This window comes from Paraburkholderia sp. D15 (genome assembly GCF_029910215.1).
Classification (GTDB): Bacteria; Pseudomonadota; Gammaproteobacteria; order Burkholderiales; family Burkholderiaceae; genus Paraburkholderia.
In genome coordinates this window covers 3,298,984-3,319,880 of the sequence record NZ_CP110395.1, presented here as the reverse complement: position 1 = coordinate 3,319,880, position 20,897 = coordinate 3,298,984, and the positions used below count along the sequence as shown (strand labels likewise).

The window sequence follows — 20,897 nt, the reverse complement described above, 5'->3', positions numbered from 1 at the left end:
GAGCGCCACGCAAAAAAAAGCCCGCCGGTGAGGGCGGGCTTTTCGAGGCAGCGGGGCAGCTTACTGCGGATGCTTACCCGTTTCCACCTGTTGCATCGGCGCGCTGTCGAGCGGCGGCAACGGCTTGCGCTCGCGTACCACACGGGCCGGCTTGACGGTCTGCGCGGCGGCTTCCTGCGCGGCGCGCAGCTTGTCGGCGTCGGTGTTCACCCAGACGAGACCGGCTTGTTCCAGCACCGGTTTCAGGGCGTCGGCCGAGATGCCGCCGTTGCGCGGCGCCGGTGCAGCTTGCGGTGCCGGGGCTTGCGGAGCGGCGGCGACGGGCGCGGGCTCGATGGCTTCGACTGCTGCCGGCGCCGTTTCCTCAACCGCGCTTGCCGTCACGGCGGGTTGCGCTTCGACGATTTCGGCGTGCGGCGCTGGTTGGGCTACCGGTGCTTCGACCGCGGCGGGAGCGACGGCTTCCACCGGTGCCGGAGTTGCCGGCGCTGCCGGCGTTTCGATGACCGGCGTCGCTGCCGGTGCCACGACGTGCGCTTCATCGTGCGTCTGAACCGGAGCTTCGGCATGCGCGACCGGTTCCACCAGCGAAACCGTCTCGCTCGCAGCCGGAGCGGCTTGCGCGGCTTCGACCGGAGCGGCGGCCGCTGCGGCCTGAACCGGCGCTTCCGCCACCGGCTCGACCGCCGCCGTTGCTGCCGGCGCCTGCTCGACCGGCACGATCGCCTCGGCCTTGGCCGCCTTCTCGACGGCCAGAGCCGGCGTTTCGGTTGCCGCATGCAGTTCGGAGACGACCGCCGTTTCGGTGGCGACGGCGGCAACGACCACTTCCACCGGCGTCACGACCTGCGCTTCGTGCGCTTCAGCCGTGTGCTCGACGGGTTGCGGCGCGCTGCGCACCGGTGCGTCGTCGGTCACATTGGTCTGATCGCCTTCGGCTTCCGCCACGTCGGCTGCCAGATTGCCGTTCACGTCCTCTTCACGCTCGCGACGGCCGCCACGACGACCACGACGGCGACGACGACGCTCTTCGCCGTCACGTGCTGCCGCTTCCTGATCGACCGGTGCGCCGTTTTCGCCCAGCAAGGCCTGGTTTTGCGCCAGTTCTTCCGCCGTTTGCGATTCGTTCTGCGTTAGTGCGTCAGCCGCTTCGGCTTGTGGCTTGCGGCGTTCGCCGCGCTCCGCGCGCTCGCCACGTTCACGGCGTTCGCCACGTTCCTGACGTTCGCCGCGCTGTGCGACGTCCGCGTTGTCCGGGCGCTCGTTACCGCGTTCGCCACGGTTGTCGCGACCTTCGCGACCCTCACGCGGCTCGCGAGCCTCGCGCGGTTCACGGCCTTCGCGGGCCTCGCGCGGTTCACGCGCTTCACGGCCGGCACGCGGTTCGCGTGCTTCGCGCGGCTCGCGGCCCTCGCGTGCTTCACGCACGTCACGGCCTTCGCGGCCTTCACGCGGTTCGCGTTCCTCGCGACGCTGCGACGGCTGCTGACCCTGACGGCCGCCGTTCGCGCCTTCGCCGCGACCTGCCGCATCACGGCCACCTGCGCCGCCGCGACGATTCCGGTTGCGATCGCCACCGCGTTCGCCCGTGCGCTCACCGCGCTCCGTGCGTTCGCCGCGTTGCGGACGCGCCTGCTTTTCCGGCGTGGCCGGTGCGACCGGCGCCGGCGCAGCCGGCTGCATACCGAACAGACCCTTCAGCCAGCCGATGAAACCGCCGCTCGCCGGCGTCACCGCGACCGGAGCGGGCGTGGCGGCCGGGCGAACCGGCGCGCTCGGCGCCGGCTTCTCAGGCGTGATGCCCTTGACCGCGGCTTCCTGCTTCGGCTTCACCTCTTCGGCGCGCTTGCTGTAGCCGGTTTCCGACTCCAGTTCGCGAGCAGCTTCTTCCGCCATCTTCCACGAAGCGCGCGGATCGTCGAGACGCGCGTCGTCGTGACGCAGGCGTTCGAGCTTGTAGTGCGGCGTATCGAGGTGCTTGTTCGGGATCAGGACGACATTGACCTTGAAACGCGACTCGATCTTGTTGATTTCGGCGCGCTTCTCGTTCAGCAGGAAGGCGGTCACTTCGACCGGCACCTGGCAATGGATTGCCGCGGTGTTTTCCTTCATCGCTTCTTCCTGAATGATCCGCAGCACTTGCAGCGCGGACGATTCGGTATCGCGGATGTGGCCCGTGCCGTTGCAGCGCGGGCAGGTCACGTGGCTACCTTCCGACAGCGCCGGACGCAGACGTTGACGCGACAGTTCCATCAGGCCGAAACGCGAGATCTTGCCCATCTGGACGCGCGCACGGTCGTGCTTGAGCGCGTCTTTCAGGCGTTGCTCGACTTCGCGCTGGCTCTTGGCCGATTCCATGTCGATGAAGTCGATCACGATCAGGCCGCCCAGATCGCGCAGGCGCAACTGGCGGGCGACTTCGTCGGCGGCTTCGAGGTTGGTGCGCGCGGCCGTTTCCTCGATGTCCGCGCCCTTGGTGGCGCGCGCCGAGTTCACGTCGATCGCGACCAGTGCTTCGGTGTGGTCGATCACGATCGCGCCGCCCGAGGGCAGCGGCACCGTGCGCGAGTACGCGGTTTCGATCTGGTGTTCGATCTGGAAGCGCGAGAACAGCGGCACGTCGTCGTGATACCGCTTCACCTTGCTGACATTGTCCGGCATCACGATGTCCATGAAGGCGCGTGCCTGGTCATGGATTTCGGTGGTGTCGATCAGGATTTCGCCGATATCCGGCTGGAAATAGTCGCGGATCGCCCGGATCACGAGGCTCGATTCGAGGTAAATCAGCATCGGCTGACCGCTCGAACCGCTCTGCGACGCGGCTTCGATCGCGCGCCACAGTTGCATCAGGTAGTTCAGGTCCCACTGCAGTTCTTCGGCGCTGCGGCCGATGCCGGCCGTGCGCGCGATGATGCTCATGCCTTCCGGCAATTGCAGCTGCGCCATGGTTTCGCGCAGTTCCTGACGGTCGTCGCCTTCGATCCGGCGCGACACGCCGCCGCCGCGCGGATTGTTCGGCATCAGCACGAGGTACCGGCCGGCGAGCGAGATGAAGGTGGTGAGGGCCGCGCCCTTGTTGCCGCGTTCTTCCTTTTCGACCTGAACGATCAGTTCCTGACCTTCTTTCAGGGCGTCCTGGATACGGGCGGAACGCATGTCGACGCCGTCGCGGAAATACTGACGGGCGACTTCCTTGAACGGCAGAAAACCGTGACGGTCTTCGCCGTAGTTGACGAAACACGCTTCGAGCGACGGCTCGATGCGGGTGATGATGCCCTTGTAAATATTGCCTTTGCGCTGTTCGCGACCGGCGGTTTCGATGTCGATATCGATGAGTTTTTGCCCATCGACGATGGCGACGCGCAGTTCTTCCTGCTGCGTCGCGTTGAACAACATTCGTTTCATTGAACGGCTCCAGAGCGGCTTAGCCTGACCGTCGCTGCGCGGTTGTCAGTCGCGAGAGCGAAGCGGGCAGCGGCATGCCGCGCCTTATTGTGTTTTCACGGGCACGCTGGAGCGGGAAAAATGGCGGGAGAATTGCCTGAGAGGGCCCGGCCCCGTTAAAAAGTGGGCACGGTGCCGCAGGGCACATGCGAACACGGCTTCAAATAACGACCCGACACGCCGCGGGTTCTGCCGGCAGGCCTTCGTCAACCTTCGTCCGCTCGCGCCGGTGCGCCGGGTGGGCGCGTGACCGGAGGGTCGGAGGCTGCGGCCATGCCGCAGCGGGAAGTTCGCGCAGTCGGCGCGTCTTTTCCTGCTGGGGGTGTCTCGCCTCATTTTGACGTCGCCATGTCTTGTACTTTCTACAAGACGCCTCGGGCGCACGCCGTATTTTCGCAACCTGCAGCTTCGTACAACTGGGCGACAGACGGCCCGATCCGAAGCTGAAAGTTAAATTCTTTTTTACCAAAATTCCGTTACCGTCGAAGCCGGCCTTGACCGAACGCGCCTGTGGGCGCCGTCCCTGCCGGGTACCAGCTTCGTGCGTGCAACTTGTTGCATCTCATTGAGGGTGAGCAACCAGCCCCCGGCGCAAGTAAAATAAACGTTTATCGCTTGCACCTGCGCAATCCGCCCGAATTCCGGTCACTGCGCCGGCCGCCGCAGACTGCTGGGCAAATTATATTCAGAATGAAAGAGTTAGGCAAAATATCCCAGAAATCGGTCGCAAGCGACCAGGTCTCGCTGATTGAAATCGATGACAGCGCGGCCGGACAGCGAATCGACAACTTTTTGTTGCGCGTCTGTAAAGGCGTGCCCAAAAGCCATATTTATCGCATCCTGCGTAGCGGCGAGGTCCGCGTGAACAAGGGCCGGATCGACGCGCAGTACCGGCTGGAACTCGGCGATCTGGTCCGCGTGCCGCCCATCCGGGTCGCTCAGGCGAACGAGCCGGCCGCGCACGTGCCGCTGCCGGGCCCCGACTTCAGGATCATTTTCGAAGACGAGCATATGCTCGTGATCGACAAGCCGGCCGGCGTGGCGGTTCACGGCGGCAGCGGCGTCGCGTTCGGCGTGATCGAACAGATGCGCGAGGCGCGGCCGCAGGCGAAATTCCTCGAACTGGTGCATCGGCTGGATCGCGAGACGTCCGGCATCCTGATGCTCGCCAAGAAGCGCGCGGCGCTCGTCAATCTGCACGAGCAGATCCGCGAGAACCGCATGGATAAGCGCTACTACGCGTGCGTTCACGGCGAATGGGCGAGCGACTGGGGGCGCCGCCGCGCGGTCAAGGAGCCGCTGCACAAATATCTGACCGCGGACGGCGAGCGCCGGGTACGGGTGCAGGCGGACGGCCTCGCGTCGCATACGGTGTTCAACCTGATCGACCGCTGGCCGGAATATGCGCTGCTCGAAGCGGAACTGAAGACCGGCCGCACGCATCAGATTCGCGTTCATTTGCAGCATCTGGAACTGCCGATCGTCGGCGACGCCAAATATGGCGATTTCGCGCTGAACAAGGCGTTGGCGCGCGCGAACGCGAAACCCGGCCTCAAGCGGATGTTCCTGCATGCTTACCGGCTGAAGCTGACGCATCCGGCAACCGGCGCGCCATTGCAGTTCGAGGCGCCGCTGCCGGCCGAGTGCCGCAGCTTCGTCGCGCAGCTCAACGAATCAAGAGATGGATCGAACCCGGAGACGACACCGCATGGCTAGAGAGCAATTTGATCTGATCGTCTTCGATTGGGACGGAACCTTGATGGATTCGACCGCGCATATCACGCGCAGCATCCAGTCCGCATGCCGCGATCTCGGCCTGCCGGTTCCCGCCGACGAAGCCGCCAGCTACGTGATCGGCCTCGGCCTGCGCGACGCGTTGCAGATCGCCGCACCCACGCTCGATCCGGCCGATTACCCGCGGCTTGCCGAGCGTTACCGCTTTCATTATCTGGTGAAGGATCAGACCACCGAGCTGTTTGCCGGCGTCCGCGAGATGCTGCAGGAGTTGCGCGATCAGGGCTATCTGCTGGCAGTCGCGACCGGCAAGAGCCGCGTCGGACTGAACCGCGCGCTCGATCAGTCGCGCCTGACCAGCCTGTTCGACGGCACGCGCTGCGCCGACGAGACGTTCTCCAAGCCGCACCCGGCCATGCTGCACGAGCTGACACGCGAACTGGGGCAGGATCCGGCGCGCACGGTGATGGTCGGCGATACCACGCACGATCTGCAGATGGCGATCAACGCGGGCGTTGCGGGTATCGGCGTCACTTACGGCGCGCATCCGGCGGCCTCCTTGACGGCATTGGAGCCGAAGTTCGTCGCATCGAGCGTTAGCGTGCTGTCCGGCTGGCTGCGGGAGAACGCATGAGCACCGTCGGCGCGGAGAGTTCGGGCGAAGCGGTGCGCATCTGCGCGTCCGGAGAACTGGTCGACGGCGGCGCGGGCGTGCGCCGCGCGGCCACGCTCGGCGGCGGCGAGGTCGTGGTGTTTTTCGTTCGCTACGACGGCCGCGCCTACGGTTACCTGAACCGCTGCGCTCACGTGCCGATGGAGCTTGACTGGTCTGAGGGTCAGTTCTTCGAATCGTCCGGTTTATACTTGATGTGCGCTACGCACGGCGCGATTTACGCGCCGGATACCGGCAAATGCGTGGGCGGACCGTGCCGCGGCGGCAGATTGCGTCCCGTTCAGGTCGACGAACGGGATACGCCCGAAGGCCGTGCCGTTTTCTGGTTGCCCGACGGCGAATTGCGTCCGGCCGCTCCCTGAGTTTCCTCTTCGAATTTTCCACTCCGAATGCCTGACAATTTGACTCCCGAGCCGAAGGAACCGTCCTTGACGGGGCGTCCCCGTTCGCCTGCCGATGAACCCGGCTGGGAGCGCGCGGCGCTCGAGCGCATTGCGCTCGCGGCAGTCAACGAGCAGCGCGCGGCGCGACGCTGGAAGATCTTTTTCCGTTTCGTGTTTCTGATCGTGCTGGTGCTGGCGATCTGGGGCGCGGTCGATTTCTCCGGCGACAAGGTTGCCACCAGCGGGCGGCACACGGCGATGGTGACGCTTGACGGCGAAATCGCGGCGGATACCAATGCAAACGCCGAAGATATCAACACGGCACTGGACAGCGCCTTCGACGACGCCGGCACGGCCGGCGTGATCCTGCGCTGCAATAGCCCAGGCGGCAGTCCGGTGCAGGCGGGCATCATCTACAACGAAATCCGCCGGCTGCGGGCGAAGTATCCATCTATTCCGTTGTATGTCGTGGTCGGCGATATGTGCGCGTCGGGCGGCTACTACGCGGCGGCGGCCGCCGACAAGATTTATGTCGACAAGGCGAGCATCGTCGGGTCGATCGGCGTGTTGATGGATAGCTTCGGTTTCACTGGCTTGATGGACAAGCTCGGTATCCAGCGTCGGTTGCATACATCGGGTGAAAACAAGGGCTTTTTCGATCCGTTCTCGCCGGAAACGCCGAAGATGGATCAACATGCCCAAGACATGCTCGATCAGATTCACGCGCAGTTCATCGATGCGGTGCGCCAGGGCCGTGGCAAGCGCCTGCACGAAACGCCGGATATGTTCTCGGGGCTCTTCTGGACCGGACAAAAAAGCGTCGAACTCGGTCTGGCCGATGGTTTCGGCGACGCCGACTACGTGGCGCGCGACCTGTTCAAGGCGCCGGATATCGTCGATTACACGGTCAAAGAAAGCATTACGGATCGCGTTGCGCGCAAATTTGGCGCGGCGGTGGGTGGCGGCGCCGTTCGGGCGATGGCGTTGGGTGCGAAGCTGAACCTGCACTGATCGCGTTAGCGCCGCGTTAAAGCAAAAACCCCGCGCGATCGAATGACGATCGCGCGGGGTTTTTGTTGGGTGGTTGTGCTCGCCGGCATTGGCTCACCATTGCCAACGCAGTCGCCAACCTCGCAATCAAACAGCCAGAATCAGAAAAATCGCCGGCCGTTTATGCAGGTCGATCGCCGGCTTCTTCTTCCAGTCGGCCACGCTATGACTGGCGATGGTTTCCGTCTCCAGCGTCAAATCCACCGCGACGCAAACCAGCGTGGACGGCGCGCAGGTCGAGAGTAACGTGTCCAGCAACGCCCGATTCCGGTACGGAGTCTCGATAAAAATCTGCGTCTGCCGGCTCTTGCGCGACTGTTGCTCCAGATCGCGCAGACGCTTGGCGCGCTCGGTGGCATCGACGGGAAGATAGCCGTGGAATGCAAAGCTCTGGCCGTTGAGTCCCGATGCCATCAAGGCCAGCAAGATCGAACTCGGCCCGACGAACGGCACCACTTTCACCCCGCGCTCGTGCGCGCGCCGCACCAGCAACGCGCCCGGATCCGCCACCGCCGGGCAGCCGGCTTCGGAGACGAGCCCCGCGTCCGTGCCCGCCAGCAATGGGGCGAGCAGCTTGTCGATCTCGCCGGCCGGCGTGTTGACGTTCAGTTCGCGAATTTCGATTTCCTGGATCGGCCGCTCGGTGCCGACTTTCTTGAGAAATGCGCGCGTAGTCTTGGCGTTTTCGCCGATGTAATAGTGCAGCGACGCGGCGCGGGCCCGCACGGGCGCGGGCAGGACGGCGTCGAGCGCGTCGGCGTCGCCTTCGCCCAGCGTGTTCGGAATCAGATATAGCGTGCCGCTCATTCAAACCCCCAGAAGCGGATAACCCGCGGCGAGCAACATGCGCGACAGCGCGATCAACGGCAGGCCGACCAGCGCGGTCGGATCGTCGGAATGAATCGCTTCGAGCAGCGCGATGCCGAGCCCTTCCGATTTGGCGCTGCCGGCGACGTCATACGGCGTTTCGGCACGCAGATAGGCTTCCAGCGACGCGTCGGGCAAGTCACGGAATTGCACGCGGGTGATCACGTCGAGCGTTTGTACCGAGCCGGTGCGGCTGTCGTAAAGACACAACGCGCTATGAAACAGGACTTCCCGGCCGCGCATTGCCTGCAATTGACCGAGCGCCTTCTCGTGCGTGCCGGGTTTGCCGATTTGCAGGCCGTCGTAGGTGGCGACCTGGTCGGAGCCGATCACGAGCGCGGCCTCGCCGGCACCGAGGCTGGTTGCGACGGCGCGTGCCTTCGCTTCGGCGAGGCGCAGGGCGGTCGCTTCGGGCGTTTCGCCGGCGTGCGGCGTTTCGTCGATGGCGGGCACGATGACGTCGAACGGCACGCGCAGGCGTTCGAGCAGTTCGCGGCGGTAGCGCGAACTCGACGCCAGAATCAGACGTGGCGGGCGATTGAGGGAGTCTGGCATGGGCAATTGACGGCGGGTGAAGCGGGGCGTACGCGGTGGCGCGGCAGCGTCGCGCGTACGGGCTTAAGTGTTTGACTCGAAAAGACAATACGGATATGATTTCGGGCTTTTCATCGGTATGCTTGCGCTAGGTGGGTCTGGGTGCGTACAAGGTGGTCGTACGAAGCCTCTGGTTCACAAGCTGTTTCGCAAGCCGATTCACCCCGGCGGAATTTCTTGCCGACGCAGGAGCGCACATGACTCAACATCCTGGCAACCCTGCAGGTCTGTCCGACCCGCACAGTCTCGATCTGTTCGAATTTGCGCGGAGTGGGCGTCAGGCCGCGGGTGTCGTGCGCGTCTCGCAACTGCCGCGCATGTTAAACGAAGTCCCGGCTGAAGCGCCAGACCGCGATACCGCGTTCACCTGGCAGGCCGAAGGCGCGACGCAGCCGGAATTGCAGGACGACGGCACCGAGGGTCCGCAGCCGTATTTGAGGCTGGCGGTTCACGGCGCCGCCTGGCTCGAATGTCAGCGGTGCATGACGCCGTACTTGCAGGCGTTCAACGTCGATGCAACTTACCGGATCGTCAACACTGAGGCGGAAGCCGAAGAGTTTCCGCTCGACGAGGATGAAGTCGAAGTGATCGTGGGCTCGCGCCAGTTCGATCTCGTCGACTTGATCGAAGAAGAGTTGCTGCTTTCCCTGCCGCTCGTGCCGAAGCACGAAGTCTGTCCTGAAGTGCACGAGAGTCTCCTCTCGGGTGCGGATGGCACGGAAGGCGAGGGCGAAGACGCCGCGCTGGACGAAGCCGATGAGGGCGCCGAGCCCGAACGGCCCAATCCGTTCGCGGCGCTCGAAAGCCTCAAGCGCGGGTCGGACGACAAGAAGCATTGAACAGTTGCATGGGAGCGCGATGCGGGCGCACTGGCCATTCGGCCAGTGGCGGACACCGGATCGGGCTGTGTTAGAATTCGGAAAATTTTTAGGAGTTAGTCATGGCAGTTCAACAAAACAAGAAGTCGCCGTCGAAGCGCGGCATGCACCGTTCGCACGATTTCCTGACGGCAGCGCCGCTGGCCGTGGAACCGAGCACGGGCGAAGTGCATCTGCGTCACCACGTTAGCCCGAACGGCTACTATCGCGGCAAGAAAGTCGTCAAGACGAAGAACGACTAATCGTTTCACTGCGTTGCGCCCTTTGGCGTTCCGCGTGGCGATCGGCTCGCTTGACATTTTCCCGGCTCGGCAAAAAGGCGGCATTCAACTGCCGCTTTTTTGTGTCGATCGCAAACGGCGCGTCAGCGCCCGCAGCGGTCCCATGCAGGGCGTCTGAAACTCGTCGCACTCCATGACAGTAAAGCTCACGATAGATTGCATGGGAGGCGACCACGGCCCGTCCGTGACCGTTCCCGCTGCCGTCAACTTCGCTCGTTCGCATCCCGACGCGCAACTGCTGCTCGTCGGCATTGAAACTGCGATTCGTGCACAGCTGAAGAAGTTGAAGGCACAAGACCTGCCGGCGCTGACCGTCGTGCCTGCTACCGAGATCGTCGCCATGGACGATCCGGTTGAAGTCGCGCTGCGCAAGAAAAAAGATTCATCCATGCGCGTGGCGCTGAACCGTGTTAAGGAAGGCGAGGCGCAAGCCTGCGTCTCCGCCGGCAATACCGGCGCATTGATGGCGGTGTCGCGCTACGTGCTGAAAACGCTGCCGGGCATCGAACGCCCGGCCATCGCGTTCGCACTGCCCAATCCCGACGGCTATACGACCATGCTCGACCTGGGCGCCAACGTCGACTGCGAACCGCAGCATCTGCTGCAGTTCGCGGAGATGGGGCACGCGCTCGTCTCGGCGATCGAAGGCAAGGAGCGGCCCACCATCGGCCTGCTCAACATCGGCGAAGAAGTCATCAAGGGCAACGACACCATCAAGCGGGCCGGCGAACTGTTGCGCGCAAGCACGCTGAACTTCCACGGCAACGTGGAAGGCAACGACATCTTCAAGGGCACGGTCGACGTGATCGTCTGCGACGGCTTCGTCGGCAACGTCGCGCTGAAGACGTCGGAAGGTCTCGCGCAGATGCTCAACGACATGATCAAGGAAGAGTTCGGCCGTTCGTGGCTCACCAAGGTCATGGCCGTGCTGGCGCTGCCGGTATTGATGCGCTTCAAGAAGCGCGTCGATCATCGCCAATACAACGGCGCCGCGTTGCTCGGTCTGCGCGGACTCGTGATCAAAAGCCACGGATCGGCAGACGCCTACGGGTTTGAGTGGGCTATCAAACGCGGGTATGATGCCGTCAAAAACGGCGTGCTGGAACGCCTTGCGCGATCCATGGAAGAGAACGCCGGTTCTCTCGAACAGGCACAGCGCGACGCGAGCGGCGCGGGCCACGCAAGCCCGATCGCGGGCCAGCCTGCCGAGCCCTACGCTGCGCAATCCTCGAAGGCATAATGGCTCAATCGACAATTTATTCCCGCGTGCTGGGCACCGGCAGCTACCTGCCGCCCGGTCGCGTCACCAATCAGGATCTGGCCGAACGTCTCGCCCGCCAGGGCGTCGAGACCAGTGACGAATGGATCGTCGCCCGCACGGGCATTCATGCGCGTCACTTCGCCGAACCCGATGTCACGACCAGCGACCTCGCGCTGATCGCCGCGCAGCGCGCGATCGAAGCGGCGGACGTCGATCCGCAGTCCATCGACCTCATCATCGTCGCTACCTCCACGCCGGACTTCGTGTTTCCGAGTACCGCGTGTCTGTTGCAGAATAAGCTCGGCATCAAGAACAATGGCGCGGCGTTCGACGTGCAGGCGGTCTGCTCGGGCTTCGCGTACGCGGTCGCGACGGCGGACAGTTTCATTCGCAGCGGCCAGCACCGCACGGCGCTGGTGATCGGCGCTGAGACCTTCTCGCGCATTCTCGATTTCAAGGACCGCACCACCTGCGTGCTGTTCGGCGACGGCGCCGGCGCGGTGATCCTGCAGGCCTCCGACGAACCGGGCGTGCTGGCTAGCGCGTTGCACGCGGACGGCAGCCACTCGAACATTCTCTGCACGCCGGGCAACGTGAACGGCGGCGTGATCGAAGGTAGCGCGTTCCTGCACATGGACGGTCAGGCGGTCTTCAAGCTTGCCGTCAACGTGCTCGAAAAGGTCGCGGTCGAGGCGCTTGCCAAGGCCAATCTGTCGGCCGATCAGATCGACTGGCTGATTCCGCATCAAGCCAATATCCGCATCATGCAAAGCACCTGCCGCAAGCTCGGCTTGCCGCAGGAGCGCATGGTCGTCACGGTGGGCGAGCACGGCAATACGTCGGCTGCGTCCATTCCGCTCGCATTCGACGTCGCGGTGCGCGACGGCCGCATCAAGCGCGGCCAGAACGTGCTGATCGAAGGCGTCGGCGGCGGCTTCACGTGGGGCGCGTCGGTCATCCGCTACTGATCGCGGCGACGTGCGACGGGTGCCGCTCGTGGCACCCGTGCCTGCTGGCGTGCGCATCGGTGCGATTTTCGCTCGACGCCCGCGCGCCGCGCCACCCACATCCGACTCATTCGATTTTGGGGACGTTATGAAATTTGCGTTCGTTTTTCCTGGCCAGGGCTCGCAGACCGTGGGCATGCTCAACGCGTTCGCCGATCACGCGATCGTGCGCGAGACGGTTCAGGAAGCCTCCGATGCACTCAATCAGGACCTCGGCAAGCTGATCGCCGAAGGCCCCGCCGACGATCTGAATCTCACCACCAACACCCAGCCGGTCATGCTGACCGCCGCCTACGCGATCTATCGTGCGTGGCAGCAGGCAGGCGGCCCGCTGCCGTCGATCGTCGCGGGTCATAGCCTCGGCGAATACACGGCGCTGGTCGCGGCGGGCGCGATCGCGTTCCGCGATGCCGTGCCGCTCGTGCGTTTCCGCGCGCAGGCGATGCAGACGGCGGTGCCGGTCGGCGAAGGCGGCATGGCCGCGATTCTCGGCCTCGACGACGACACGGTGCGCGCGGTGTGCGCGGAAGCGTCGGCGGCGGGTATCGTCGAAGCGGTGAATTTCAATGCGCCGGCGCAAGTCGTGATCGCGGGCCACAAGGCCGCGGTCGAGAAGGCCTGCGAAGTGGCGAAGGCGAAGGGCGCGAAGCGCGCGCTGCCGCTGCCGGTATCGGCACCGTTCCATTCGTCGCTGCTCAAGCCGGCGTCGGACCAGCTGCGCGAGTATCTGGCGAGCGTCAACGTGCAGGTGCCGTCCATTCCCGTCGTCAACAACGTCGACGTCGCCGTGGTCAACGAGCCTGCGCAGATCAAGGATGCGCTGGTGCGTCAGGCGGCCGGCGCGGTGCGTTGGGTCGAGAGCGTGCAGGCGATTGCCGCGCAGGGCGTCACGCACGTGATCGAGTGCGGTCCGGGCAAGGTGCTCGCGGGTCTGACCAAGCGCATCGACGGGAATCTGGTCGGCGCTTCGGTGTTCGATCCGGCGTCGCTCGAAGAAACGCTTAAGCTCGTGACGGCAGGCTAAACGCCGCCGCGCGCCCTGTACGGCGTGGCCGGAGGGCGTCAGGCCCGGGAACGGCCGCGACGTGCCCGGCAAGCGCAACGCCGTTTCGGCAATCAGGCAATCAGGCAATCAATCAGCCCTCCGAAGGGCATTCGGACTGACAGATGGAAAAGACTCTCGACAAGCAGATCGCAATCGTGACGGGCGCATCGCGCGGTATCGGCCGCGCGATCGCGATGGAACTGGCGCGCCAGGGCGCGACGGTGATCGGCACGGCGACCAGCGAAAGCGGCGCGGCCGCCATCAGCGAAGCATTCAGCGCAGCCGGCGTGAGCGGTCGCGGCGCGGTACTCGACGTGAACGACGCGGCCGCGGCCGATGCATTGATCGACGGCACGGTCAAGGAATTCGGCGCGCTGCACGTGCTGGTGAACAATGCCGGCATCACGCAGGATCAACTGGCCATGCGCATGAAGGATGACGACTGGGACGCGGTGATCGACACCAATCTGCGTTCGGTGTTCCGTCTGTCGCGCGCGGTACTGCGCCCGATGATGAAGGCCAAAGGTGGTCGCATCATCAACATCACGTCGGTGGTCGGTTCGTCCGGCAATGCGGGCCAGGCGAACTACGCGGCCGCGAAAGCGGGCGTCGCCGGCATGACGCGTGCGCTCGCGCGCGAAATCGGCAGCCGCGGCATCACGGTGAATTGCGTCGCGCCGGGTTTTATCGACACCGACATGACCAAGTCCCTGCCGGAAGAGCAGCAAACCGCGCTGAAGACGCAGATTCCGCTCGGCCGTCTCGGCAGCCCGGAAGATATCGCGCATGCCGTCGTGTTCCTGGCGTCGCCGCAAGCAGGCTATATCACCGGCACGACCCTGCATGTGAACGGCGGAATGTACATGTCGTAACCAAATTCGGTTACTATCCGCGCCTTGATGCGTTTGCAAAAGCGTAAGGCGCATGCCTTGACAGCAACCCGATGCGCCGCTTTTTTGCCGGGTCAAACCTGATAAAATGCGCGCACCTGTATTTTTGAACTTCTTTTCCCTTGGAGGGGTAATGGACAATATCGAACAGCGCGTCAAGAAGATCGTCGCAGAACAACTGGGCGTTGCAGAAGCTGAGATCAAGAACGAAGCTTCGTTCGTGAACGACCTCGGCGCCGACTCGCTCGACACCGTTGAACTCGTGATGGCCCTCGAAGACGAATTCGGCATGGAAATTCCGGATGAAGAAGCCGAGAAGATCACCACCGTTCAGCAAGCGATCGACTACGCTCGCGCGAACGTCAAGGCCTAAGGTCATTCGCGCCTGCGTTTCTGCGTTGGCGGCGTATGACGCCCTGCCGTGTCGGTTATCGACGCCAGCAGGGCTGGCGCTTTTTCGCCGCGCCGTTTGCAATGCAGGAGCCAGCGATGTCGACAGCGCAACTTTCCGTGCAATGGCCGATTCTCAAGAAAACGCCGGGGCGCCCGAAGTTTTCTTACCCCTATCGCGGGGACCGGGTGCGCAGCACTGGGAATGGGGCGCTTAACAGCCACAGGGCATACAGGGGCAGTTTCCTGTGGCCGCTGTGGCTTTTGCTTTTGTCATCTATGAAAAAGGGGTTACTGTGAGCCGCCGTCGCGTTGTCGTTACAGGCCTGGGGCTGATTTCGCCTGTTGGCAATAATGTTGCCGACGGCTGGGCCAATCTGGTCGCCGGCAAGTCGGGTATTGCCAATATCACGAAGTTCGACGCGTCGAACTTTTCGACCCGTTTCGCCGGAGAAGTGAAGGGCTTCAATATCGAGGACTACATCCCCGGTAAGGAAGCGCGCCACATGGATACGTTCATCCATTACGGCGTGGCCGCCGGCATCCAGGCGATGCGGGACAGCGGTCTCGAAGTCACCGACGAGAATTCCGAGCGTATCGGCGTGGTCGTCGGTTCGGGCATCGGCGGTTTGCCGATGATCGAAGTGACGCAGACCGAACTGCTCAATCGCGGCCCGCGCCGCATTTCGCCGTTCTTCGTGCCGGCGTCGATCATCAACATGATCTCCGGCCATCTGTCGATCAAGTTCGGCATCAAGGGTCCGAATCTGGCGATCGTGACCGCGTGCACCACGGGTCTGCACTGTATCGGCGAGGCTTCGCGCCTGATCGAATACGGCGACGCCGATGTGATGATCGCGGGCGGCGCGGAATCGACCGTGTCGCCGCTCGGTATCGGCGGTTTCGCGGCGGCGCGCGCGCTGTCGCAGCGCAATGACGATCCGGCGACGGCGAGCCGTCCGTGGGACAAGGACCGCGACGGTTTCGTGCTGGGCGAGGGCGCCGGCGTGATGGTGCTCGAAGAGTACGAACACGCGAAGGCACGCGGTGCGAAGATCTACGCCGAAGTCGGCGGCTACGGCATGAGCGGCGACGCTTATCACATGACCGCGCCGCTCGAAGACGGCGACGGCGCACGCCGCTGCATGGTGGCCGCACTGAAGAACGCGGGCATCAACGCCGACCAGGTCAATTACCTGAACGCTCACGGCACCTCCACGCCGCTTGGCGACCTCGCGGAAACCACCGGCATCAAGCGCGCGTTCGGCGATCACGCCAAGGACATGGTCGTCAACTCGACCAAGTCGATGACGGGTCACCTGCTCGGTGGCGCCGGCGGTCTGGAATCGGTGTTCACCGTGCTGGCCGTGCATCATCAGGTGTCGCCGCCGACGATCAACATCTTCAATCAGGATCCGGCCTGCGATCTCGATTACTGCGCCAATACCGCGCGGGAGATGAAGATCGACGTCGCGCTGAAGAACTCGTTCGGGTTCGGCGGCACGAACGGCACGCTGGTGTTCAAGCGCGCCTGATCGTCCGATCGCTGGGTGACGCGCCAGTCGACACCGCCGGCTAGTCCGGCGGGTTCCCCAGAACCGGAAACGGTTGACGGAGCGCCGCAACGGATTTCGTTGCGGCGCTCCGTTGCCATGTGCGCTGGCCTGGGTGCGTTCGTCATGGTGGCGACGTGGGCGGTCTACACCTGCGCCGCGTCGCACCTCGGCGTCGTCAAGGCGATCCCGTTGACGTTCGCGGTCGCCGCGCTGCTCGCGCTTCGTGCGGCAAGCTATGTGCGTGCGCAACCTCAGGCACTGAAAATCGGGGTGGACGGACTCGCCGTCTGGGACCGAACCGGCGCTCTATCCGCCGAGGGCCGCATCACCGCCAGCGCTCACTGGAGCGACCGTTTGCTGGCACTGACGCTCACGCCGGAGCGAGGCCGCAAGCATACGTTGCTGCTCGCCGCCGACGCGCTGCCTCGCGAGGTATTCCGGAAACTGTCGGTGCTGGGCCGCCGTGCCGTGGGCGCGTGACTGTAACGACTGTAACCGCTGTTACCGGAGTAACGTCTCATCGTTGATGGGGACGCTACAATGGTGCCCCGCCATGCGCCCAATAGTTAACGGATTTATCAGGTGAGCGAAAAAGAAATTGATCAGGTGCTGGTCGAGCGCGTCCAGAAGGGCGACAAGGCCGCGTTCGAGCTTCTGGTCTCCAAATACCACCGCAAGATTCTTCGGCTGATCTCGCGCCTCGTGCGGGACCCCGCCGAAGTGGAAGACGTCGCCCAGGACGCCTTTATCAAGGCGTACCGGGCGTTGCCGCAGTTTCGCGGCGAATCGGCCTTTTATACGTGGTTGTACCGGATTGCGGTCAACACCGCGAAGAACTACCTTGCGACCCAAGGGCGGCGCGCGCCGACCTCGACCGAAGCGGATGCTGAAGAAGCTGAAACTTTCTCGGATGCGGACCAACTAAGGGATATCAACACGCCCGAGTCGATGTTGATGAGCAAGCAGATCGCTGAGACGGTCAATGCTGCGATGGCGGTTTTACCGGAAGAGTTGCGCACCGCCATTACTCTTCGTGAAATTGAAGGTTTGAGCTATGAGGAAATCGCTGAGATGATGGGCTGCCCGATCGGCACCGTCAGATCACGAATTTTCCGCGCTCGCGAAGCCATTGCGGCAAAATTGCGTCCGTTGCTTGACACACCCGAAGGCAAGCGCTGGTAAACACTGGCCGGCCGAATGGGGCGCGGGTGCAATATCTGGATTAGTGGTGTCACTACGGGGTATTTGTAAGATGGGGAGCATCATGGGGTCGGTCTCGGTGCAATCGCAAGCCAGCTCGCGTAGCGAGCGTCTGTCCGCTTTTGTCGACGGTGAGCTGTTCGGCGAAGAGCATCAGAATCTGAACACATTCCTTTCCGAGCTGAACAGCGAGGATCGCGCGACGTGGTCGAGTTATCACCTGATCGGTGACGCGTTGCGTTCCGACGATCTGGCGGTCAGCCCGGCAGCGAGCAGCGCGTTCCTGAGCGGCTTCGCCGCGCGTCTGGAAAGCGAGCCGCATGTGCTCGCGCCTGCTGCCATGCCGGTTGCGCGTCGTTTGCTGTCGCTGCGCCGCCGTGTGGTGCCGGCGTTCGCGGTGGCCGCGGCGGCGGCCACGCTGACGTGGATCGTCGTGCCGCAATTGCAGGGCGTGCCGGGTGGTCCGGGCGCGCAGCTCGCCGCGGTCCAGTCGCACGGCGATTCGCTGCAACGCGTGGCGATGGCTTCGGTGCCGGCCGCCACGGTCCAGCCGGTCGCGCAGGACGCCAACATCATTCGCGACGCGAGTCTCGACCAGTATCTCGAAGCGCATCAGCAATTCGCGCAGCAACCGGTCATGCCGGGTTCGATGCCGCTGATCCGCGCAGCCGCAGTTTCCACGCAGGGCCAATAGTTTGATGCAGACTCCGCGGTTGAATAAAACGACTATCTGGGGGCGGCTGCCGGCATTCCTGTTTTGCGCAGCCGTATTGTTGTCCGCCACGCCGCGGGTCTTTGCACAAACCGACGATCCGCTCGTCGCCCGTCGCACGGCCGCGGAACTGCTCGATCGCATCCATCAGGCCGCCCAGCAGCAAAACTACGAGGGCGCGTTCGTCTATCAACGCGGCAATTTCGTGCAGACCTCGCGGATCGCGCATTACGCGACCCGCGGCGACGGCGAGTTCGAACAGCTCGAAAGCCTCGACGGCAAGCCGCGCAAGATGCTGCGTCATAACGACGAGTTGTACACGTTCGTGCCGGAACGGCATCTGTGCGTGGTCGAAAAGCGCCAGAACAAAGACTCCTTCCCGGCCTTGCTGGCCGTCAGCGGCGAGCAGGTGCTGGGCGTGTACGAGCCGAAGCTGCTCGGCGACGACCGCGTCGCGGGCGTCGACAGTCAGGTGATCGAGCTCGATCCGAAAGACGCTTATCGCTTCGCGTACAAGCTGTGGGCCGACAAGAAGACAGGCCTGCTGCTGCGCGCGCAAACACTCGATCCGAACGGCCAGGTGCTGGAACAGCTGTCGTTTTCGCAGATCCGCATCGGCGTGCCGGTCGACAAGGCCGGTATCGTCAACGGGATTCGTAATTTGACGGGCTGGACGGTGGTGCGTCCGCCGGTCGAGCCGGTCGACATGGCCGCGCAAGGCTGGCAGATCACGCCGACCGTGCCGGGCTTCCGCAAGATTCGCGAACTGCGTCGCCCGATGGCCGCGCGCGACGCCGGCCAGCCGACCATTCCGGTCGATCAGGCGGTGTTCTCCGACGGTCTCGCGGCCATTTCGGTGTTCGTCGAACCGGTCGAGAACAACACCCGCAAGGAAGGCGCGGGCAGTAGCGGCGCCACGCACGTACTCGTCAAGCGGCGCGGCGACTTCTGGATTACTCTGCTGGGAGAAGTGCCCCAGAGCACATTGCAGCAATTTGCGTCTGCCATAGAATACAAAGCTCCGAAGTAATCCTCCGAATCCTGAATCCCTCGGCTTGCTACGATATGACGACTTTCTCGGTGCGCAAATTTCTCGCGGCCGCGGTGGTGGCGGCGTGTGTGCCGCTCATGCCGCATACGGCATCGGCGGCTCCCGCGGCGGCCAATCTGCCCGACTTCACTGATCTCGTCGACAAGGTCGGCCCGGCCGTCGTCAACATTCGCACGACCACGCGCGTGTCGAGCAACAGCGGCGCCCGCGGCGGCTTGCCGCCGGGTATGGACGACGGCGACATGTCGGAGTTCTTCCGCCGCTTCTTCGGCATTCCGTTGCCGCAGTCTCCGCAATCGCCGGGTTCGCCGGGTTCACCTCGCGGCGGCGATAACGGCGGTAGCGGCAGCGGCGGCAGCCAGGACGCGCCGGATAACAGCGATCCTGAACAGAACAGTGGCGTGGGCTCCGGTTTCATCCTGTCGGCGGACGGCTACGTGATGACCAACGCGCACGTCGTCGACGACGCGGACACCATCTACGTCACGCTCACCGACAAGCGCGAATTCAAGGCCAAGCTGATCGGCGTGGACGATCGCACGGACGTCGCGGTCGTGAAGATCAGCGCCGCCAATCTGCCGACCATCACGATCGGCGATTCGAACAAGGTGCGTGTCGGCGAATGGGTGGTCGCGATCGGCTCGCCGTTCGGGCTCGAGAACACGGTGACGGCCGGCATCGTTAGCGCCAAGGGCCGCGATACCGGCGACTACCTGCCGTTCATCCAGACCGATGTGGCCGTCAATCCGGGCAACTCGGGCGGTCCGCTGATCAACATGCAGGGCGAAGTGATCGGCATCAACTCGCAGATCTATAGCCGTACCGGCGGCTTCATGGGCATTTCGTTCGCGATTCCGATCGACGAGGCGATGCGCGTGGCCGATCAGCTCAAGACCTCGGGCAAGGTCGTGCGCGGCCGTATCGCGGTGGCGATCGGCGAAGTGACGAAGGATGTCGCCGATTCGCTCGGCTTGCCGAAGGCGCAGGGCGCGCTGGTCAGCAGCGTCGAGCCGGGCGGTCCGGCGGACAAGGCGGGCGTGCAGCCGGGCGACATCATCCTGAAGTTCAATGGCCATTCGGTCGATACGGCGACGGACTTGCCGCGCATGGTCGGCGATACGAAGCCGGGTACCAAGGCAACGATCACCGTGTGGCGCAAGGGTCAGACGCGCGATCTGCCGGTCACCATCGCCGAGATGCAACCGGACAAGACCGCCAAGGCCGATCAGAAGAAGCCGCAGCCGCCGAAGCAGCGCGCGACCAACGTGCTGGGTCTGGCCGTCAGCGATATCCCGGCGGACCAGCTGAAGTCGCTGAAGCTGCGCAACGGCGTGCAGATCGACGCCGCGGATGGTCCGGCGGCCCGCGTCGGCCTGCAGAAGGGCGACATCGTCCTGCGCGTGGGCGATACGGACATCACGAGCGCGAAGCAGTTCGACGATCTGACCTCGCACCTCGATCCGGGCAAGATGGTCGCGTTGCTGGTGCGTCGCGGCGAGAACACGCAGTTCGTGCCGATCCGTCCGCGCAGCAGCCAGAAATGACGAAGATGGCGCCGCTCACGCTCTACGGGCGCGCGTGGTGCCACCTTTGCGACGACATGCGCGCGGCGCTCGAACCCTTGCTGGACGAGTTCGGCGCGCAGGTCGAGATCGTCGACGTCGATAGCGATCCGGAGCTCGAAGCGCGCTACAACGAGCGGGTGCCGGTTCTGCTCTGCGATGGCGTCGAGTTGTGCCATTACCATCTCGACGTCGCCCGGGTCCGCGCGGCGTTGAGCGACAGAAGAAAAACACGCGCGGCGACAACGCGCTGAATTGAACCTGAAAACTTTCAGGTAACGCACCTGAAAGCCCCTGTTCGCAGCGGGTTTGACGTTTT

Annotated in this window: 21 protein-coding genes; 18 read left to right on the top strand and 3 right to left on the bottom strand. The window is 64.0% G+C overall.

Features of this window, described 5'->3' with window-relative positions:
- Positions 1 to 60 precede the first annotated feature (60 nt).
- Positions 61 to 3,405: an Rne/Rng family ribonuclease gene (locus tag LFL96_RS14285; RefSeq protein WP_280995870.1), complete on the bottom strand. Its 3,345-nt coding sequence runs from the start codon at positions 3,403 to 3,405 to the stop codon at positions 61 to 63.
- Between the two features lie 729 nt (positions 3,406 to 4,134).
- On the opposite strand from LFL96_RS14285, the gene LFL96_RS14280 reads away from it, so the two are divergent.
- From LFL96_RS14280 to LFL96_RS14265, 4 genes are read left to right on the top strand one after another with little or no spacing between them, the layout of a single operon-like run.
- Entirely contained in the window at positions 4,135 to 5,160 is a 1,026-nt protein-coding gene (locus tag LFL96_RS14280) for an RluA family pseudouridine synthase (protein ID WP_280995869.1), read from the top strand.
- Complete coding sequence (locus LFL96_RS14275; protein ID WP_280995868.1) at positions 5,153 to 5,812, top strand: HAD-IIIA family hydrolase; 660 nt, start codon at positions 5,153 to 5,155, stop codon at positions 5,810 to 5,812. The genes LFL96_RS14280 and LFL96_RS14275 overlap by 8 nt, the downstream gene beginning before the upstream one ends.
- On the top strand, positions 5,809 to 6,213 hold the full coding sequence (locus tag LFL96_RS14270) for a Rieske 2Fe-2S domain-containing protein (RefSeq protein ID WP_280995867.1): 405 nt from the start codon (positions 5,809 to 5,811) through the stop codon (positions 6,211 to 6,213). Before LFL96_RS14275 ends, LFL96_RS14270 begins: the two co-directional genes overlap by 4 nt.
- Positions 6,214 to 6,240: 27 nt before the next feature.
- Positions 6,241 to 7,245, top strand: coding sequence for a S49 family peptidase (locus tag LFL96_RS14265; protein WP_280995866.1), 1,005 nt, complete (start codon positions 6,241 to 6,243; stop codon positions 7,243 to 7,245).
- A gap of 126 nt (positions 7,246 to 7,371) precedes the next feature.
- On the opposite strand, the gene LFL96_RS14260 is transcribed toward LFL96_RS14265, so the two are convergent.
- Positions 7,372 to 8,091 (bottom strand): SAM-dependent methyltransferase, encoded by a 720-nt coding sequence (locus LFL96_RS14260; protein ID WP_280995865.1) that lies wholly within the window; start codon positions 8,089 to 8,091, stop codon positions 7,372 to 7,374.
- Positions 8,092 to 8,706: a Maf-like protein gene (locus LFL96_RS14255; protein ID WP_280995864.1), complete on the bottom strand. Its 615-nt coding sequence runs from the start codon at positions 8,704 to 8,706 to the stop codon at positions 8,092 to 8,094. It lies immediately after the preceding gene.
- A gap of 236 nt (positions 8,707 to 8,942) precedes the next feature.
- Between LFL96_RS14255 and LFL96_RS14250 the strand changes: the two genes are divergently transcribed.
- The 14 genes from LFL96_RS14250 to LFL96_RS14185 all read left to right on the top strand — a co-directional run bounded on the left by LFL96_RS14250 (position 8,943) and on the right by LFL96_RS14185 (position 20,832).
- Positions 8,943 to 9,584, top strand: a complete 642-nt coding sequence (locus tag LFL96_RS14250) for a DUF177 domain-containing protein (RefSeq protein WP_280995863.1) — start codon at positions 8,943 to 8,945, stop codon at positions 9,582 to 9,584.
- A 101-nt stretch (positions 9,585 to 9,685) separates the two neighbouring features.
- On the top strand, positions 9,686 to 9,865 hold the full coding sequence (gene rpmF, locus LFL96_RS14245) for a 50S ribosomal protein L32 (RefSeq protein ID WP_006051932.1): 180 nt from the start codon (positions 9,686 to 9,688) through the stop codon (positions 9,863 to 9,865).
- A 172-nt stretch (positions 9,866 to 10,037) separates the two neighbouring features.
- Positions 10,038 to 11,144, top strand: a complete 1,107-nt coding sequence (gene plsX / locus LFL96_RS14240) for a phosphate acyltransferase PlsX (protein ID WP_280995862.1) — start codon at positions 10,038 to 10,040, stop codon at positions 11,142 to 11,144.
- The gene (locus tag LFL96_RS14235; protein ID WP_280995861.1) at positions 11,144 to 12,133 is read left to right on the top strand and encodes a beta-ketoacyl-ACP synthase III; all 990 of its coding nucleotides are present in this window, start codon (positions 11,144 to 11,146) and stop codon (positions 12,131 to 12,133) included. The genes plsX and LFL96_RS14235 overlap by 1 nt, the downstream gene beginning before the upstream one ends.
- 127 nt (positions 12,134 to 12,260) lie before the next feature.
- A complete protein-coding gene (gene fabD / locus LFL96_RS14230; protein ID WP_280995860.1) occupies positions 12,261 to 13,196 on the top strand; it encodes an ACP S-malonyltransferase in 936 nt (311 codons plus the stop codon).
- 143 nt (positions 13,197 to 13,339) lie between these two features.
- Positions 13,340 to 14,089 (top strand): 3-oxoacyl-ACP reductase FabG, encoded by a 750-nt coding sequence (gene fabG, locus LFL96_RS14225; RefSeq protein WP_280995859.1) that lies wholly within the window; start codon positions 13,340 to 13,342, stop codon positions 14,087 to 14,089.
- Positions 14,090 to 14,240: 151 nt separating this feature from the next.
- Entirely contained in the window at positions 14,241 to 14,480 is a 240-nt protein-coding gene (gene acpP / locus LFL96_RS14220) for an acyl carrier protein (RefSeq protein ID WP_004197638.1), read from the top strand.
- 313 nt (positions 14,481 to 14,793) lie between these two features.
- Positions 14,794 to 16,032 (top strand): beta-ketoacyl-ACP synthase II, encoded by a 1,239-nt coding sequence (fabF, locus tag LFL96_RS14215; RefSeq protein WP_280995858.1) that lies wholly within the window; start codon positions 14,794 to 14,796, stop codon positions 16,030 to 16,032.
- A 117-nt stretch (positions 16,033 to 16,149) separates the two neighbouring features.
- Positions 16,150 to 16,533: a protein YgfX gene (locus LFL96_RS14210; RefSeq protein WP_280995857.1), complete on the top strand. Its 384-nt coding sequence runs from the start codon at positions 16,150 to 16,152 to the stop codon at positions 16,531 to 16,533.
- A 102-nt stretch (positions 16,534 to 16,635) separates the two neighbouring features.
- On the top strand, positions 16,636 to 17,235 hold the full coding sequence (gene rpoE / locus LFL96_RS14205; protein WP_006051939.1) for an RNA polymerase sigma factor RpoE: 600 nt from the start codon (positions 16,636 to 16,638) through the stop codon (positions 17,233 to 17,235).
- Between the two features lie 82 nt (positions 17,236 to 17,317).
- On the top strand, positions 17,318 to 17,947 hold the full coding sequence (locus LFL96_RS14200) for a sigma-E factor negative regulatory protein (protein ID WP_280995856.1): 630 nt from the start codon (positions 17,318 to 17,320) through the stop codon (positions 17,945 to 17,947).
- A 4-nt stretch (positions 17,948 to 17,951) separates the two neighbouring features.
- Positions 17,952 to 18,995 (top strand): MucB/RseB C-terminal domain-containing protein, encoded by a 1,044-nt coding sequence (locus tag LFL96_RS14195; protein WP_280995855.1) that lies wholly within the window; start codon positions 17,952 to 17,954, stop codon positions 18,993 to 18,995.
- Between the two features lie 35 nt (positions 18,996 to 19,030).
- Complete coding sequence (locus LFL96_RS14190) at positions 19,031 to 20,560, top strand: DegQ family serine endoprotease (RefSeq protein ID WP_280995854.1); 1,530 nt, start codon at positions 19,031 to 19,033, stop codon at positions 20,558 to 20,560.
- On the top strand, positions 20,557 to 20,832 hold the full coding sequence (locus LFL96_RS14185) for a glutaredoxin family protein (protein WP_280995853.1): 276 nt from the start codon (positions 20,557 to 20,559) through the stop codon (positions 20,830 to 20,832). The genes LFL96_RS14190 and LFL96_RS14185 overlap by 4 nt, the downstream gene beginning before the upstream one ends.
- Positions 20,833 to 20,897: the final 65 nt, after the last annotated feature.

Bases quoted from the DNA above. Each gene is read 5' to 3' on its own strand.
- acpP (WP_004197638.1), top strand. From the start codon at position 14,241: ATGGACAATATCGAACAGCGCGTCAAGAAGATCGTCGCAGAACAACTG.
- LFL96_RS14210 (WP_280995857.1), top strand. From the start codon at position 16,150: ATGTGCGCTGGCCTGGGTGCGTTCGTCATGGTGGCGACGTGGGCGGTC.
- plsX (WP_280995862.1), top strand. From the start codon at position 10,038: ATGACAGTAAAGCTCACGATAGATTGCATGGGAGGCGACCACGGCCCG.
- fabG (WP_280995859.1), top strand. From the start codon at position 13,340: ATGGAAAAGACTCTCGACAAGCAGATCGCAATCGTGACGGGCGCATCG.
- LFL96_RS14275 (WP_280995868.1), top strand. From the start codon at position 5,153: ATGGCTAGAGAGCAATTTGATCTGATCGTCTTCGATTGGGACGGAACC.
- LFL96_RS14190 (WP_280995854.1), top strand. From the start codon at position 19,031: ATGACGACTTTCTCGGTGCGCAAATTTCTCGCGGCCGCGGTGGTGGCG.
- LFL96_RS14255 (WP_280995864.1), bottom strand. From the start codon at position 8,706: ATGCCAGACTCCCTCAATCGCCCGCCACGTCTGATTCTGGCGTCGAGT.
- LFL96_RS14185 (WP_280995853.1), top strand. From the start codon at position 20,557: ATGACGAAGATGGCGCCGCTCACGCTCTACGGGCGCGCGTGGTGCCAC.
- LFL96_RS14280 (WP_280995869.1), top strand. From the start codon at position 4,135: ATGAAAGAGTTAGGCAAAATATCCCAGAAATCGGTCGCAAGCGACCAG.
- LFL96_RS14200 (WP_280995856.1), top strand. From the start codon at position 17,318: ATGGGGTCGGTCTCGGTGCAATCGCAAGCCAGCTCGCGTAGCGAGCGT.
- LFL96_RS14195 (WP_280995855.1), top strand. From the start codon at position 17,952: ATGCAGACTCCGCGGTTGAATAAAACGACTATCTGGGGGCGGCTGCCG.
- LFL96_RS14285 (WP_280995870.1), bottom strand. From the start codon at position 3,405: ATGAAACGAATGTTGTTCAACGCGACGCAGCAGGAAGAACTGCGCGTC.
- fabD (WP_280995860.1), top strand. From the start codon at position 12,261: ATGAAATTTGCGTTCGTTTTTCCTGGCCAGGGCTCGCAGACCGTGGGC.
- rpmF (WP_006051932.1), top strand. From the start codon at position 9,686: ATGGCAGTTCAACAAAACAAGAAGTCGCCGTCGAAGCGCGGCATGCAC.
- LFL96_RS14250 (WP_280995863.1), top strand. From the start codon at position 8,943: ATGACTCAACATCCTGGCAACCCTGCAGGTCTGTCCGACCCGCACAGT.
- LFL96_RS14260 (WP_280995865.1), bottom strand. From the start codon at position 8,091: ATGAGCGGCACGCTATATCTGATTCCGAACACGCTGGGCGAAGGCGAC.
- LFL96_RS14270 (WP_280995867.1), top strand. From the start codon at position 5,809: ATGAGCACCGTCGGCGCGGAGAGTTCGGGCGAAGCGGTGCGCATCTGC.
- LFL96_RS14235 (WP_280995861.1), top strand. From the start codon at position 11,144: ATGGCTCAATCGACAATTTATTCCCGCGTGCTGGGCACCGGCAGCTAC.
- LFL96_RS14265 (WP_280995866.1), top strand. From the start codon at position 6,241: ATGCCTGACAATTTGACTCCCGAGCCGAAGGAACCGTCCTTGACGGGG.